Genomic DNA, 13,157 nt, shown 5'->3' on the forward strand with positions numbered 1-13,157 from the left:
TCATGCCCGAAGGAGACACCGTCTGGCGAGCCTGCAAGCGGCTGAATCAGGCTCTTGCCGGGCAGGAACTCGTCCGCACGGACTTCCGGGTGCCGTCATTGGCGACCACCGACCTGAGCGGACGGACGGTGCAGGAAGTCGTTGCGCGCGGCAAGCACATCCTGATGCGGCTGTCCGGTGAGCTCACGCTGCACAGCCACTTCCGGATGGACGGCAGTTGGCACCTGTACCGCCCCGGCGAGCGTTGGCGCGGCGGACCCGACCACGAGATCCGGGTGGTCCTCGAAACCGCGCCATGGACGGCCGTCGGGTACCGGCTCCCAGTGCTCGACCTCGTCGCCACCGGCAAGGAAGACACCGTCGTCGGGCACCTCGGACCGGATCTCCTGTCGCCTACGTTCGATCGCGCACTCGCGATCGCGAACGTCGAGGCCGATCCGGGACGCACCGTCAGCGAGGCGCTCCTCGACCAACGCAACCTCGCCGGGATCGGAAACTTCTATCGCACCGAGGTCTGCTTCCTGCTCGGATTGCACCCGTGGCGCCCGGTCGAGGCTGTCGATGTCCCCGCCGCGATCGACCTGAGCCGCAAGCTGATGAAGGCCAACGTTCGCAACGGAGCCCAGGTCAGCACGGGTATCGACAGGCCGGGGCAACGCTCCTGGGTGTTCGAACGCGCCGGCAAGCCTTGCCGCCGCTGCGGTACGACGATCCTCACGTCCACCCTCGGCGAGCCGACCCGCGAGCGGGTCACCTACTGGTGCCCCGCCTGCCAGCCCGAAGCCTGATTCCTATCGGCGCCCTCCGAAATTGCCCTGTGGACAACGCCTCCGGAGGGAGCGAACACGGATACCTTCTCTGGCGCATCGAACAACTGTTCGAGCGAGAGGAGAGGGTGATGTGCGACAAGTGCGGCGGCCTGGACGACGAGGGGTACTCGCGACAGCTCGAGCGAAATATCCAGACCTACGGCTGGACGATGCAGTTCATCGAGGGCGACGGCAGCCGGAACCCTTCCTTCGGGTACACGCTCGGCCTCAGCCTGTACGGGCATCCGGAGATCATCGTGTTCGATCCGGAGCCGTGTTGTGCCTATTTCGGGCTCAAGCCCCTCGCCTGGGCGGTACTGGAAGGCTCGGTGTTCGACGAGGGCGACGATCTGTCCGGCTTCTTCCCGCCTCCGTATACCGCCGAGCTCCTGCGATTCCCCGACTCGGCACACCACCTGTACACGGCCAACACGATGTTCCGGCAGCCCGGTCAGCCGCCGCTGCCCGCACTGCAACTCGTCTGGCCGACCCGGACGGCACTGATCCAGCCGTCCAGCAGTGGTTCGACTCCCGACGGAGGCGTCCGATGATGACCCGCGGCTCAGGCCGCGGCCACGACCTCGGCCTCGATAGTCGGGTGCGCCAGCACCAGGGCCTCTTCGCGCGCCAGATCTTCGCTCACCTCGGCGAACACCATCGACAACGGCACGTCCAGCGCCATGCAGATGGCGGCCAGCAACTCGCTCGAAGCTTCCTTCTGACCGCGCTCGACCTCGGACAGATAGCCGAGGCTGACGCGTGCGTCGGCAGATACCTCGCGCAGAGTGCGCCCCTGGCGCAGCCGCTTACGCCGCAGCACGTCGCCCAGCAGGCCACGAACCAGCACCATGAGGTTTCTCCCTTCCGCCTGTCCGGTCGCGTCTACTCGCACGGTAGCTCGACCGTAGGAACCAACGGTACCTGTTGCTGGGTCACTACTTCTCGCAATGTCCACCTTCGGTGCGCCGTGCCAGTCTGCCTTACCTGTCCCCATGCTGGTCCCAACACCCCGATCAGTCGAGTTCTTCCGCCACAACTTCTGCACCAAGTTCCAGGACGGCCTGCACACTCCCCCGGCGTACAGCTGCCCGATCACCGCTCAGCTGCAGTTTCCGGACCTGCACCGAGCCCGGTCCGGCGGCGGCGACGTACACCGTGCCGGCCTCGACACCCGCCTGCGGGTCCGGCCCGGCCACACCGGTCGTCGCGAGCCCGTAGTCCGCCCCCAGACGCGCCCGCACACCGCTCGCCAAGGCAGCAGCCGTATCCGGGTGCACCGGACCGACAGCAGCCAGCAGGTCTTCCGGGACGCCCGCAAGCGTCGCCTTCAGGTCAGTCGCGTAGACCACCACGCCACCCCGATACACAGCCGACACCCCCGGCACATCCGTCAGAACCGCCCCGACCATCCCACCAGTCAACGACTCAGCGGTCGCCAGCGTCACGCGACGTTCCAGCAACAACCCCACCAGCCGCTCAACCGCTACCTCGACCCCACCGTCCACGGCCACCTCCGACTCCCAGCACGCGCCAACCCGACACCCACCACCCAACACCACCCCCGCAACCCAACCCATGACATGGCACCCACGACGCGCGGTGGGAGTCGGTCAGTAGCCGACGGCGGACCGGTCCGTTGCCGGTGGCCGTGGCTAGACTCGCTGGAATGCCGGATGTGACTGGTGGTAGCGCGAAGAGCGGGGTGCGTGCAGGTGGTCTCGCGCAGGTTTATCGGCGGTTCGGTGAGGGCGACGCGCTGAAGACTTCGCCGCTGTACGCGCGGATGGCGATTGCGCTGAGCGAGTCACCTGAAGCGCTGCGGGTGATCGAGAACGCGCCGTCACGCCGCCGGCATCCAACGGTAGTCCTCGCCGCACTCCACGACCTCGCCCTCTCCGGCCAAGCCCCCGACCTAGCCGCAGCCATCACCGCAGCAACCGCCGCCACGGCCACCTCAACCACCACGGCCACCTCCGCGGCCACCGCCACCTCGGCGTCCTCTGGTCCTGTCGCGCGAGACGTGGGTGGGCTCGAGTTGGTTGGGGCGGTGGGGGTTGGGGTGATTCTGCGGGATGGGGAGTTGGTTTTGGACGTTGGTGGGCGGCGGAAGGTTCGGGGGGATGAGGGTGGGCGGCATGCGGTGCTGTATCCGGCGATTGCCGAGGTGGCGCGGCGGGTTGGGGCGGGTTCGGTTGGGCTGATTGATGTGGGGCGGCCGGCCGGGCTGAATCTGACGGTTGATCGGGTGGGGATCTCGTACTCCAACGAGCAGACGTTGGGTGACGCGGGTTCAGCGGTGCAGGTGTCTGCCTCGGTGGTGGGTGAAGGACTCGTGCCGCTGCGCGCGATGCCGGAGGTTGCGGCTCGGGTTGTGGTTGATGTCGATCCGGTTGATGTCACTGAGGTGGACGAGGCGCGGTGGCTGCGGGCGTGTGTTCCGCCGGATCACGTCGAGCGGTTGGCGAGACTCGAGGCGGAGCTGGCGTTGGCGGAGGCGGCGCCGCCGGTGCTGGTGCGGGGCGGTGTCGTCGAGGTTCTGCCTGAGGCGATCGCTTCGGTGCCTGACGACGTACTTCCGGTCGTGATCACGACCTGGGCGTTGTCGGGACTGGATCTCGAGGGGCGGTTGCGGTTCCTGCAGCGGCTCGACGAGGCGGCGACCAAGCGGCCGGTGGCGTGGGTGTCGGTCGAGGGGGTCGGGGTCGCGCCGGGGATGCCGACCTTTGGCGACCGGCGGGCATCGGGGCACAGCATTGTGGGTTTGGGCGTGTTCGATCACGCGTCACTGCACGCCACGGGGGTCGGCCGCTGCTGGCTCCGGGGCGAGATGCTCGCCTGGCTGGCCGACCAGTAGATCCATGCACCGGCTCGCTGCCGCTGATCAAGCAGCGAGTGCGGGTTATGGGAGGGGGCGTTTGGCGGCGGCTCTCAGGCGGAGCGCCCGGAAGAGGTAGTCGAGGCCGGTCGCGAGGGTTACCAGGACGGCGGCGGCCATGATCGCCACCGCGGGCCAGTGGACGACTGCCAGGTGTTGCCATGGGAGGAGGTAGAGACCCAGGGCTACGGCTTGGAGGACCGTCTTCAGTTTGCCGCCGCGGCTGGCCGGCATGACGCCGTGGCGGATGACCCAGAAGCGGAGGGCTGTCACGCCCCACTCGCGAACCATGACGACGATGGTGACCCACCACGGGAGTTCGCCGAGGTAGGAGAGGCCGAGGAAGGCGGCGCCGGTGAGGGCCTTGTCGGCGATCGGGTCGGCGATCTTGCCGAAGTTCGTGACCAGGTTCCAGCGGCGGGCGATGTCGCCGTCGAAGCGGTCGGTGACGATGGCGACCACGAACGCGGCCGTGGCGAGGAGGCGGTCGCCGGTGGTGTGGCCGCCGTCACGGAGCAGGAGCCAGACGAACAGCGGCACCAGGACCAGGCGCAGGACCGTGAGCGCGTTCGGCACGTTCCAGGCGCTGGGCGCGTGGAGATGGCCGCCGGCTGCATGCGGCGCCGGGTTCGTCTCCGGGTTGGTCACGCGGTCAGGTTAGCGGCCGGGCGGGCGTCTGGGGCGTTCACGAGTGCCGCGAACTCGGCGATCAGGTCGACGCCGTCGTTCGACACCACCTTCGCGGACACCAGATCCCCCACCCGGACCCCCTCCGGGAGGCCGGTCACCGTCGTGATTCCGTCCACCTCGGGACCCTGGTGCGCGGCCCGGCCCTCAGCCGTCCGTTCCCCCGCGACGGACCCGGCCGCCCCGCTGCCGACGCCCGAGTCGACAGAGTCAGCCGAGTCGAGGGACTCGATGAGGACTTCCAGGAGTTCGCCGATGCGGGATTCGGCTCGGGAGGAGGTCAGGTCCTCGGCGAGGCGGGTGACGCGGTCCAGGCGGTCGGCGATGGTGTCCTCGTCGAGTTTGCCGTCGTACGTCTCGGCCTCGGTGCCGTCCTCGTCGGAGTAGCCGAAGACGCCGATCGCGTCCAGGCCTGCGCGGGAGAGGAAGTCGCAGAGGATGTCGACGTCCTCTTCGGTCTCGCCGGGGAAGCCGACGATGACGTTGCTGCGGATGCCGGCGGTCGGGGCGGCCGCGCGGACCTGGGCGATGAGTTCGAGGAAGCGTTCGGAGTCGCCGAAGCGGCGCATGCGGCGCAAGAGTGGGCCGGAGGCGTGCTGGAAGGACAGATCGAAGTACGGGACGACGCCGGGGGTGGCGGTCATCGCGGTGATCAGGGTGGGGCGCATCTCGGCGGGCTGCAGGTACGAGACGCGGACGCGGGTGATGCCGGGGACCTGGGCGATCTCGCCGACCAGGGTCTCGAGCAGGCGGAGGTCGCCGAGGTCCTTGCCGTAGGAGGTGGAGTTCTCGGAGACCAGGAAGAGTTCCCGTACGCCGTTCTCGGCGAGCCACTCGGCTTCGCGGAGGACCTCGGCGGGCCGACGGGACATGAAGGCGCCGCGGAACATCGGGATCGCGCAGAACGCGCAACGGCGGTCGCAGCCGGAGGCGAGTTTCAGCGGGGCCATCGGGCCGCCGTCGAGGCGACGGCGCATGACGCGAGGGCCGCTGGCGGGGGCGGTCGTGAGGTCGGGAGCGTCGATCTTCAGCTCTTCCGGTGCACCGGTGACGAAGCGTCCCTTGAGCTCACCAGGCGCGTCCGAGGTGGTACCAACCGGCCGCAACGCCTCGGGGATGTGATCACCAAGCACAGGAGTCCGCCCAGCGGCGGCGGTCGCGGTGGTGGGGGCGGTTGAGTCGCCGTGGCCGGGGATTGCGATGCCGGGGGTGGTGTGGCGGTCGGCGGGGGCCAGTGGGAGGAGTTTGCGGCGGTCCCTCGGTACGTGGGCTTGGTGCTTCGTGCCGGCCAGGATCGAGCGGAGGCGGTCCGAGATGTCGGTGTAGTCGTCGAAGCTGAGGACGGCGTCCGTTTCCGGCAGCGCGTCGGCGAGTTGCTCGCCGTACCGCTCGGCGAGGCAGCCGACCGCGACGACTGCCTGTGTGCGGCCGGACTCCTTGTAGTCGGCGGCCGCGAGCAGCGTGTCGACGGAGTCCTTCTTCGCGGCCTCGACGAAGCCGCAGGTGTTCACCACCACCGTGTCCGCCTCAGCGGCGTCGTCGACCAGCCGGAATCCGCCGGCTTCGAGCCGGCCGGCCAGCTCCTCGGAGTCGACATCGTTGCGGGCACAGCCCAGCGTGACCAGGGCGACGGTGGTGGGTGGCGTAGTCATCCCCACGAGTATGACGCGCTGTGCACGTCCGCACCTAACTCAGAAGCGCGCTCACTGGTTGGCGGTGGTCTTGCTGAGGGTGCCGTTCGGGTGCGCGGTGAACTTGTACAGCTTGGTGGGGATCCGCTTGCCGTTGAGGACGACGACGAGGTTGCCGGGGTTGCCGACCGTCACGCGGATGTCGCCGGCGCTGGTGACGGACTGCGCGATTCCCGGGCTGAGCCGACCCTGGAAGAGGCGGCGGTTCTTCCGGTCCCGGATCGTCAGGTACGTACCGTCGCCCGTCGCCGTCAGCCGCAGCGCGGTCTGCAGAGCGGGCGGTTTGGCCGACGTCGGTTTCTTGGTGGGCTTCACCGTCGGCTGCGGCGGCGCCTTCGGGGTCGGCGTCGTGACCGTCGCCGTCGTGGTCGCGGTCTTGGACGCGTTCGCCTCGATGTCGCTGGGCAGGGTGAAGAGCCGCACCATGCCCCAGCCCATCAGGATGACCAGGATCGCGCCGACCACGAGGGCCCAGCGCGGGCGGGCCGGTCGCAGGGTCGGGGCCTTCGCCGCGGCGCGTTCCTCGCGCCGGGACTTCTCCTCCTCGACGGCGTGTTCGGCGTCGAAGCTGGCGAGCAGCGGTGCGGGGTCGGCCTTGACCACGCGAGCGATCGACCGGATGTGTCCACGGGCGTAGAAGTTCCCACCGCAGCGGGAGAAATCGTCGGCCTCCATGGCGATCAGCAGCCCGGATCTGATCCGGGTGGCGGCGCTCAGCTGCTCGATCGTCATGTCGGCCCGTTCGCGGGCCGCCGTGAGCTCGCTGCCGATGCTCACGTCCCCACCGTCCTCTCCTCGTCCGACCTGTTCTCGCGCACAATCGACAGCCGGTGCATCGATATCAACACCACGACATCAACTCAACGGCCTGGGTTCGACGGGGTCACGGACGAGTCAGAGCTGTTCCCTGACCGGACATCTGGCATCGGCCAGCATGTGCAGTGCCTGCACCACTTCCCCGTTGGACGGCCGCGCCGTCAACCCGAACGGTATCGCGAGTGAGGATCCGGTCAGGCGGCGGTTCGCATCGGTTGTCTTGCGGGTCGAACTCGGCATCGCACCGAGGACGGGCCCAGGATCCTGCAGGTGTACGGCGATCCGCCCGTCGTCGAGCGGATGCCGGCGCTGCAGCACCGTCACCTCTTCGATGTCCTCCCACCGGGTACCCACCCATTCGCTGCCGATGCGCAGCCGGATGCCGACGTCGTCGGCGACCAGCATGTCCCCCACGGTCAGCGCGCGGGCGCAGACCACGGCGAGTACGGCGAACGCGGCCGCCACGATCCAGCGCAGGATGCCGGCCGGACTCGTGGACGCCGACGCCGCGAAGCCGATCGCGACCAGCGCCGCACCGGCGGCCAGTCCGCCGTGCACCCGCTGGGAGGCGCGAACGGTGAACGGCACCGGCTCGGGGTCGACGCCGAATCTGTCCTGCCTGGGCAGTGCACTCGCGGCGGTCACGGGTCTCACTCTCCTCGGAGGGTGGTGATGAAGTCCTCTAGGTCGTCGGGCTTGACCAGCACGTCCCGGGCCTTGGAGCCCTCACTGGGACCGACGACGCCGCGGCTCTCCAGGATGTCCATCAGCCGGCCGGCCTTGGCGAAGCCGACGCGGAGCTTACGCTGCAGCATCGACGTCGAGCCGAACTGGGTGGAAACAATCAGCTCCGCCGCCTGCACCACCAGGTCGAGGTCGTCGCCGATCTCGTCGTCGAGGTCCTTGCTCGGGCCGGGCGCCGCGGTGACGTCCTCGCGGTACGTCGGCTGCAACTGCTCCTTGCAGTGCTCGACCACGGCGCGGATCTCGGCCTCGTCGACCCACGACCCCTGGATCCGCATCGGCTTGCTCGCGCCCATCGGCAGGAACAGGCCGTCACCCTGACCGACCAGCTTCTCGGCGCCGGGCTGGTCGAGGATGACCCGGCTGTCGGCCAGCGACGAGGTCGCGAACGCGAGCCGGGACGGCACGTTGGCCTTGATCAGACCGGTGACGACGTCCACCGACGGCCGCTGCGTGGCGAGCACCAGGTGGATGCCGGCGGCCCGGGCCAGCTGGGTGATCCGGACGATCGAGTCCTCGACGTCGCGCGGCGCGACCATCATCAGGTCGGCGAGCTCGTCGACGATCACCAGCAGATACGGGTACGGCGTCAGCACCCGCTCGGATCCCGGTGGCGGCTTCACCTTGCCGCCGCGGACCGCCTTGTTGAAGTCGTCGACGTGCCGGAACCCGAACGCCGCGAGGTCGTCGTACCGCATGTCCATCTCGCGGACGACCCACTGCAGCGCCTCGGCCGCCTTCTTGGCGTTGGTGATGATCGGCGTGATCAGGTGCGGGATGCCCTCGTAGTTGTTCAACTCGACCCGCTTCGGGTCGACCAGGATCATCCGCACCTCGTCGGGTGTGGCGCGCATCAGGATCGACGTGATCAGCGAGTTGACGAACGAGGACTTACCCGAGCCGGTGGCGCCGGCGACCAGCAGGTGCGGCATCTTCGCCATGTTGGCGACCACGAACCCGCCCTCGACGTCCTTGCCCAGGCCGGCCACCATCGGGTGGTGGTCGTTGCGTGCGGTCGCCGACCGGACCACGTCACCGAGGCTGACGGTTTCCTTGTCGGTGTTCGGGATCTCGATGCCGATCGCGGACTTGCCAGGGATCGGCGACAGGATCCGGACGTCGGCCGAGGCGACGGCGTACGCGATGTTCTTGGAGAGCGCGGTGACCTTTTCGACCTTCACCGCGGAGCCGAGCTCGACCTCGTACCGGGTGACTGTCGGGCCACGCGTGTAGCCGGTGACCTGCGCGTCGATGCCGAACTGCTCGAACACCTCGGTCAGCCGGTCGACCACCGCGTCGGACGCCTTGGTCCGCGCCTTGTGCACCGAGCCGGGCTTGAGCATCTGCCCGTCGGGCAGGGTGTACGTGATGTCGCCGGACAGGCTGAGCTGCTCGACACGCTGCGGCAGCGGCGTGTGAGGCGGCGGCTCCGGCGCCGGTTGCTTGCTCGGAGCGGGCGCCTCGAAGGCAGGCTCGACGGCAGCGGCAGCAGCTGCGTCATCGGAGCCGTCGACGTCGTACGCCTCCTCCTCGGCCGCCGGCTTCGCCTTGGCCTTGCGGCCGCGCTTCGGGGTCTCCCCGAGCACCGGCGAGTCGTACGGCTTGAGAGTCGGCTCGCTCTCCTCTTCGAGCTCGGCCTTGGCGCGCCGCTGCTTGCGGGTCAGCCGGACCGTGTCGTCGGTCGGAGCCGCGATCACGGACGGAGCGTCCTCGGGCAGTTCTGTGCGTCCCATCAGTACGTCGAACGCCGCCCGGAACCGCAGCGGGATCGCGTACACCGGCGTCCCGGTGATCACCAGGGCGCCGAAGATCGACAGCAGCACCAGCAGGGGCGCCGCGACGTACTGCGTGAGCAGGTCGGAGAGGAACGACGAGACGAAGTACCCGATCGCGCCGCCGGCGTCACGCAGCGGTCCGTCGGCCGGGTTGCTCGGCCGGGGCAGGCCGTTGGCGATGTGGATCAGGCCCAGTACGCCGAGGCACACCGCGGTCCATCCGATGACCTGACGGCCGGCCGGGCCGTTGCGGTCGGGGTGCCGCAGCGTGCGGATCGCGATGACGACCAGCATCAGCGGCAGGGCCCAGCCGAGCATGCCGATACTGCCGCCGACCACGGTTCGTACGCCGTCGCCGACCGAACCCGGCAGGTCCCACCAGATAGCGGCGGCCACGACGACCGCGAGGCCGATCAGGAACAGGCCGGCGCCGTCACGGCGATGCTCCGGCTCCAGGTCGCGGGCGCTGTGACCGATCCCCCGCACCATGCTGCCGAGCAGGTGCGCGATGCCGATCCAGACCTTCACCACCCCGCGACAGAGTGCGAGCATGGCGGCCGCGAACGGGCCCGGTCCGCTGTTTTTGGGCGTGCTGGTCCGCGCGGCGGTGGTTCCACCGCGCTTCGTGCTCTGCCCACGCTTCTGGGCGCCTGACGGACGGGAGCGTCCACCGGCAGCCGAACGGGCCGTGCTCGGCCGTTTAGCTGCCGACTTCTGCGCCCGCGCCGGGGAAGACGTGCGGGTCGCCATATTGATCAGGCTACCCCGACTACCCCTTGAGTCCCATGTGTCACACGCCGATCACGCTGCCCCATCCGTAGCGTCACGACACGTGCGTTCGCCGTCGCAGCCGCTCCAGGTGCCACAGAACGACGTACCACGCGAGCGCGGCCAGACCGCCGGACACGAGGCCGGACAGCACCAGCCGTACGGCGGTCTCGCCCGCGAGCTCACCATCCACCCGGCCGAGTTCCACGACCGCACCGACCACCCCGAAGACGACCAGGGCGCCGAGCACGAGGTATCTCACCCAAGCGGGCACACCAGGTGTGACTGCCGATGGCGACGTACGGCGGTACCAGCGGTAGAGCCAGATCGCGAGGACGAGGCAGCCGCCGACCGTGCTGACGTACTGGAGGATGCGGTTCACGTCCCAGGCTCCCGTGACCTGTGCACGGAAGACGTCCGGGAACTGGCGGACGAAGTACCCGTCGCCGTGGGTGAAGGAATCCCAGACCACGTGAGTCAATGCGCCCAGGACGGCTGACAAGAAGGTCCAGAACAGGAGCGTGGCGCTGGGGAGGCGGGGTCTGCCAGGTGCAGGTAGGCGCGCGGCGAGCGCGGGTGGCGCGAGAGCCGTCAGGGGTCGCCTCAGGACCAACTCGAAGACGGCGAGGAGCAGGAGCGCCAGCAGCGGGTCGAGCCAGAAGGCTGAGGTGAACGTGTGGGTGAGCGTCAGGGTGAAGTTCCCGTTGATCTGCTGTGTGGCGATCCGGTAGATCGGGCCGACGTACAGCAGGTCAGGCGCCACCGCACCGGCGACCAGGGCCGACGCCACGAGAGGCCGGCGGACCAGTGGGAGGACGGCCGCAGGATGGGCGAGGGTGAACGGCACGGCGGCAGCCTAGAAGCGAAGCAGGTCTCGTTACGCGCCCGTGGTCCCGTCGAGTTGCTCCCGTAAGAGATCGGCGTGGCCGCAGTGGCGGCCGTACTCCCCGATCAGGTGGATGTAGATCATCCGCAGCGTCGACTCCGTGTCCTTGAACGTGAAGCGTTCGTCGAGCGAGTGACCCGCCGCAGCGTCGTCGGAGAGCTTCCACTCGGCGATCAGCCCGTCGTACGCCGCCTGCGCCTCAGCAGGGTCGATCAACTCGAAGTCCGCGTCCTTGCCGAGCTCCGGCGCGAAGAGCGGCTCGGCGGGCTCGTCGGCGAAGTGGATGCGGAACCAGATCCGCTCGACCTTGGTCAGATGCCTGATCAGGCCCACCAGCGACAGGTTGGACGGCGGCGACGGCCGCTCGGCCAGCTGCTCAGCGGTCAGCCCTGCGCACTTGAAGAGCAGTGTGGTGCGGTAGAACTGCAGATAGCCGTGCAGCAGTTCCGCTTCGGGTGCGGTCAGCGAGCCGTCCGGTCGCTCGACGGCAGGTGCTCTCCAGGTCATCGAATTCCTTGTCTCGTCCCACGATGTGTGCAGCCATCTCATCACATGAGATACGCACTGGCGGTGCCCGTAGCCCGTTCGTTACCGTTCTCGGCAGGTCATGAGTGTCAGCGACAAGCCCCGGCTAGCTGGCCGGCAACCCTCCTCCGCGGTGGGGTGCCCCGGGTGAAGACCAGGCCGTGCGGATACCCCGCTCGGCAAGTGCGGACTTCCCTGGGAGCAGCATCATGTCGATCCTGTCCATTCTCGAGCCGGCCAGTACGACGTCTCCGCGGCCGGCGATCGCCCGGCTCGCGACCGGCAGCATTCCCGCCACGGTCGGTTCGGACCTCCTGGTCCCGCTCGCCGACGGGCGGGTCACCGACTACGCGAACTTCGACCACGGTGCGAGCGCGCCGTGTCTGGAGTCCGTCCGGGCCAGTGTCGAGGCCGCGCTGCCGTCGTACGCGTCGGTGCACCGCGGCAACGGGTACGCCTCGCGGATCACCACCCAGTGGTACGAGCGGGCGCGCGCCGAGGTGCACGCCTTCGTCGGAGCCCGGGCGGACGACCAGGTGGTCTTCACCCGGCAGACCACCGACGCCTTGAACCTGCTGGCCCGCGCAGTGCCGGCGGACGCGACCGTGATCGTGTTCGAGTCCGAGCACCACGCGGCGCTGCTGCCCTGGCCGGCCGAGCGGACCGTACGCCTCGCCGCACCCGCGAGCCCGGCCGAGGCTGTGACCCGCGTCGCCGACGCGCTCCGCCAGGCGCCCGAGGGCCCGCGGCTCGTGGTGATCACCGGCGCGTCCAACGTCACCGGTGAGATCTTCCCGATCGCCGACATCGCCAAGGTGGCCAAGGCGCACGGCGCGCGCGTCTGCCTGGACGCCGCGCAGCTCGCCCCGCACCGCCCGGTCGACATCACCCTCCTGGATGTCGACTGGGTGGCGCTGTCCGGTCACAAGCTCTACGCGCCGTACGGCGCGGGTGCGCTGATCGGCCGCGCCGACTGGCTCGACGCCGCCGACCCGTACTTGCACGGCGGCGGCGCGACCCACGCCGTCACCAGCGACACCGTGGTGTGGACGACCGGTCCGGCCCGGCACGAGGGCGGCTCCCCGAACGTCATCGGCGCCATCGCGCTGGCGAGTGCCTGTGCCGCGATCAGCAAGCACCGGGACGCGATCGAGCAGCACGAGCGCAGCGTGCTGGCGCGTCTGCGCACCGGCCTCGCCCAGATCCCGGGCGTCACGACGTACTCGATCTTCGGTGAGGACGCGGACCGGGTCGGCACCGTCTGTTTCACGGTCGCCGGTCTGACCTCGACGCTGGTGTCGGCGGCGCTGAGCGCCGAGTACGGCATCGGCGTCCGGGACGGCAAGTTCTGCGCGCACCCGCTGGTCGGCCACCTCCTCGCCGGCTCCCCCGAGCACGGTACGGCGGTCCGCGCCAGCCTCGGCCTCGGGACGACCCGTGAGCACGTGGACCGGCTCGTCGGCGCCGTACGCACGCTCGCCACGACCGGCCCGCGCACGGAGTACACGGAGAGCGCCCACGGCTGTCAGCCGGCCGACGACCCGCGGGACCTTCAGGCCCCGCGGATCTGGTAGCCACAAG

At 69.4% G+C, this 13,157-nt stretch carries 13 protein-coding genes and 1 riboswitch; of the genes, 4 read left to right on the forward strand and 9 right to left on the reverse strand.

Going from position 1 to position 13,157, the window contains the following annotated elements; all coding sequences use genetic code 11:
- Window positions 1–2 precede the first annotated feature (2 nt).
- Both E0H92_RS15940 and E0H92_RS15945 read left to right on the forward strand, forming a co-directional pair.
- Window positions 3–788 carry an Fpg/Nei family DNA glycosylase gene (locus E0H92_RS15940; RefSeq protein WP_131496785.1) on the forward strand — a complete coding sequence of 262 codons (786 nt, stop codon included), beginning with the start codon at window positions 3–5 and terminating at the stop codon, window positions 786–788.
- 110 nt (window positions 789–898) lie between these two features.
- Entirely contained in the window at window positions 899–1,360 is a 462-nt protein-coding gene (locus tag E0H92_RS15945; protein ID WP_131467826.1) for a DUF4262 domain-containing protein, read from the forward strand.
- Between the two features lie 11 nt (window positions 1,361–1,371).
- Here E0H92_RS15945 and E0H92_RS15950 read toward each other — a convergent pair whose 3' ends face one another.
- Window positions 1,372–1,659 (reverse strand): helix-turn-helix domain-containing protein, encoded by a 288-nt coding sequence (locus E0H92_RS15950; protein WP_131293244.1) that lies wholly within the window; start codon window positions 1,657–1,659, stop codon window positions 1,372–1,374.
- A gap of 163 nt (window positions 1,660–1,822) precedes the next feature.
- On the reverse strand, window positions 1,823–2,320 hold the full coding sequence (locus E0H92_RS15955; RefSeq protein WP_238173448.1) for a CinA family protein: 498 nt from the start codon (window positions 2,318–2,320) through the stop codon (window positions 1,823–1,825).
- A gap of 155 nt (window positions 2,321–2,475) precedes the next feature.
- Here E0H92_RS15955 and E0H92_RS15960 point away from each other — a divergent pair, with 155 nt between their 5' ends.
- Window positions 2,476–3,663: a DUF2332 domain-containing protein gene (locus tag E0H92_RS15960; RefSeq protein WP_131496787.1), complete on the forward strand. Its 1,188-nt coding sequence runs from the start codon at window positions 2,476–2,478 to the stop codon at window positions 3,661–3,663.
- Between the two features lie 45 nt (window positions 3,664–3,708).
- Here the strand turns inward: E0H92_RS15960 and pgsA are convergent, their stop codons facing one another.
- From pgsA to E0H92_RS15995, 7 genes are all read right to left on the reverse strand, one after another.
- Entirely contained in the window at window positions 3,709–4,332 is a 624-nt protein-coding gene (gene pgsA / locus E0H92_RS15965) for a CDP-diacylglycerol--glycerol-3-phosphate 3-phosphatidyltransferase (protein WP_131467820.1), read from the reverse strand.
- Window positions 4,329–6,023 (reverse strand): 30S ribosomal protein S12 methylthiotransferase RimO, encoded by a 1,695-nt coding sequence (rimO, locus tag E0H92_RS15970; RefSeq protein ID WP_131496788.1) that lies wholly within the window; start codon window positions 6,021–6,023, stop codon window positions 4,329–4,331. Before rimO ends, pgsA begins: the two co-directional genes overlap by 4 nt.
- 51 nt (window positions 6,024–6,074) lie before the next feature.
- Window positions 6,075–6,839, reverse strand: coding sequence for a helix-turn-helix domain-containing protein (locus E0H92_RS15975; protein WP_238151226.1), 765 nt, complete (start codon window positions 6,837–6,839; stop codon window positions 6,075–6,077).
- A gap of 117 nt (window positions 6,840–6,956) precedes the next feature.
- Window positions 6,957–7,523: a hypothetical protein gene (locus tag E0H92_RS15980; protein WP_131467816.1), complete on the reverse strand. Its 567-nt coding sequence runs from the start codon at window positions 7,521–7,523 to the stop codon at window positions 6,957–6,959.
- 5 nt (window positions 7,524–7,528) lie between these two features.
- A complete protein-coding gene (locus E0H92_RS15985) occupies window positions 7,529–9,949 on the reverse strand; it encodes an FtsK/SpoIIIE family DNA translocase (RefSeq protein ID WP_131497439.1) in 2,421 nt (806 codons plus the stop codon).
- A 271-nt stretch (window positions 9,950–10,220) separates the two neighbouring features.
- Window positions 10,221–11,012: a DUF4184 family protein gene (locus E0H92_RS15990; RefSeq protein ID WP_131496789.1), complete on the reverse strand. Its 792-nt coding sequence runs from the start codon at window positions 11,010–11,012 to the stop codon at window positions 10,221–10,223.
- Between the two features lie 30 nt (window positions 11,013–11,042).
- The gene (locus tag E0H92_RS15995; RefSeq protein WP_131496790.1) at window positions 11,043–11,558 is read right to left on the reverse strand and encodes a DinB family protein; all 516 of its coding nucleotides are present in this window, start codon (window positions 11,556–11,558) and stop codon (window positions 11,043–11,045) included.
- 96 nt (window positions 11,559–11,654) lie between these two features.
- A riboswitch (SAM riboswitch) is annotated at window positions 11,655–11,768 on the forward strand.
- 17 nt (window positions 11,769–11,785) lie between these two features.
- On the opposite strand from E0H92_RS15995, the gene E0H92_RS16000 reads away from it, so the two are divergent.
- On the forward strand, window positions 11,786–13,150 hold the full coding sequence (locus E0H92_RS16000; protein WP_131496791.1) for an aminotransferase class V-fold PLP-dependent enzyme: 1,365 nt from the start codon (window positions 11,786–11,788) through the stop codon (window positions 13,148–13,150).
- Window positions 13,151–13,157 lie beyond the last annotated feature (7 nt).

Origin of the sequence: Kribbella speibonae, from assembly GCF_004331375.1 — a bacterium.
GTDB classification, from domain to species: domain Bacteria; phylum Actinomycetota; class Actinomycetes; order Propionibacteriales; family Kribbellaceae; genus Kribbella; species Kribbella sindirgiensis.

Excerpts from the sequence above, each read along its gene's own strand:
- E0H92_RS16000 (WP_131496791.1), top strand. The coding sequence starts at position 11,786 with ATGTCGATCCTGTCCATTCTCGAGCCGGCCAGTACGACGTCTCCGCGG.
- E0H92_RS15985 (WP_131497439.1), bottom strand. The coding sequence starts at position 9,949 with ATGCTCGCACTCTGTCGCGGGGTGGTGAAGGTCTGGATCGGCATCGCG.
- E0H92_RS15940 (WP_131496785.1), top strand. The coding sequence starts at position 3 with ATGCCCGAAGGAGACACCGTCTGGCGAGCCTGCAAGCGGCTGAATCAG.
- E0H92_RS15945 (WP_131467826.1), top strand. The coding sequence starts at position 899 with ATGTGCGACAAGTGCGGCGGCCTGGACGACGAGGGGTACTCGCGACAG.
- E0H92_RS15995 (WP_131496790.1), bottom strand. The coding sequence starts at position 11,558 with ATGACCTGGAGAGCACCTGCCGTCGAGCGACCGGACGGCTCGCTGACC.
- E0H92_RS15960 (WP_131496787.1), top strand. The coding sequence starts at position 2,476 with ATGCCGGATGTGACTGGTGGTAGCGCGAAGAGCGGGGTGCGTGCAGGT.
- rimO (WP_131496788.1), bottom strand. The coding sequence starts at position 6,023 with ATGACTACGCCACCCACCACCGTCGCCCTGGTCACGCTGGGCTGTGCC.
- E0H92_RS15950 (WP_131293244.1), bottom strand. The coding sequence starts at position 1,659 with ATGGTGCTGGTTCGTGGCCTGCTGGGCGACGTGCTGCGGCGTAAGCGG.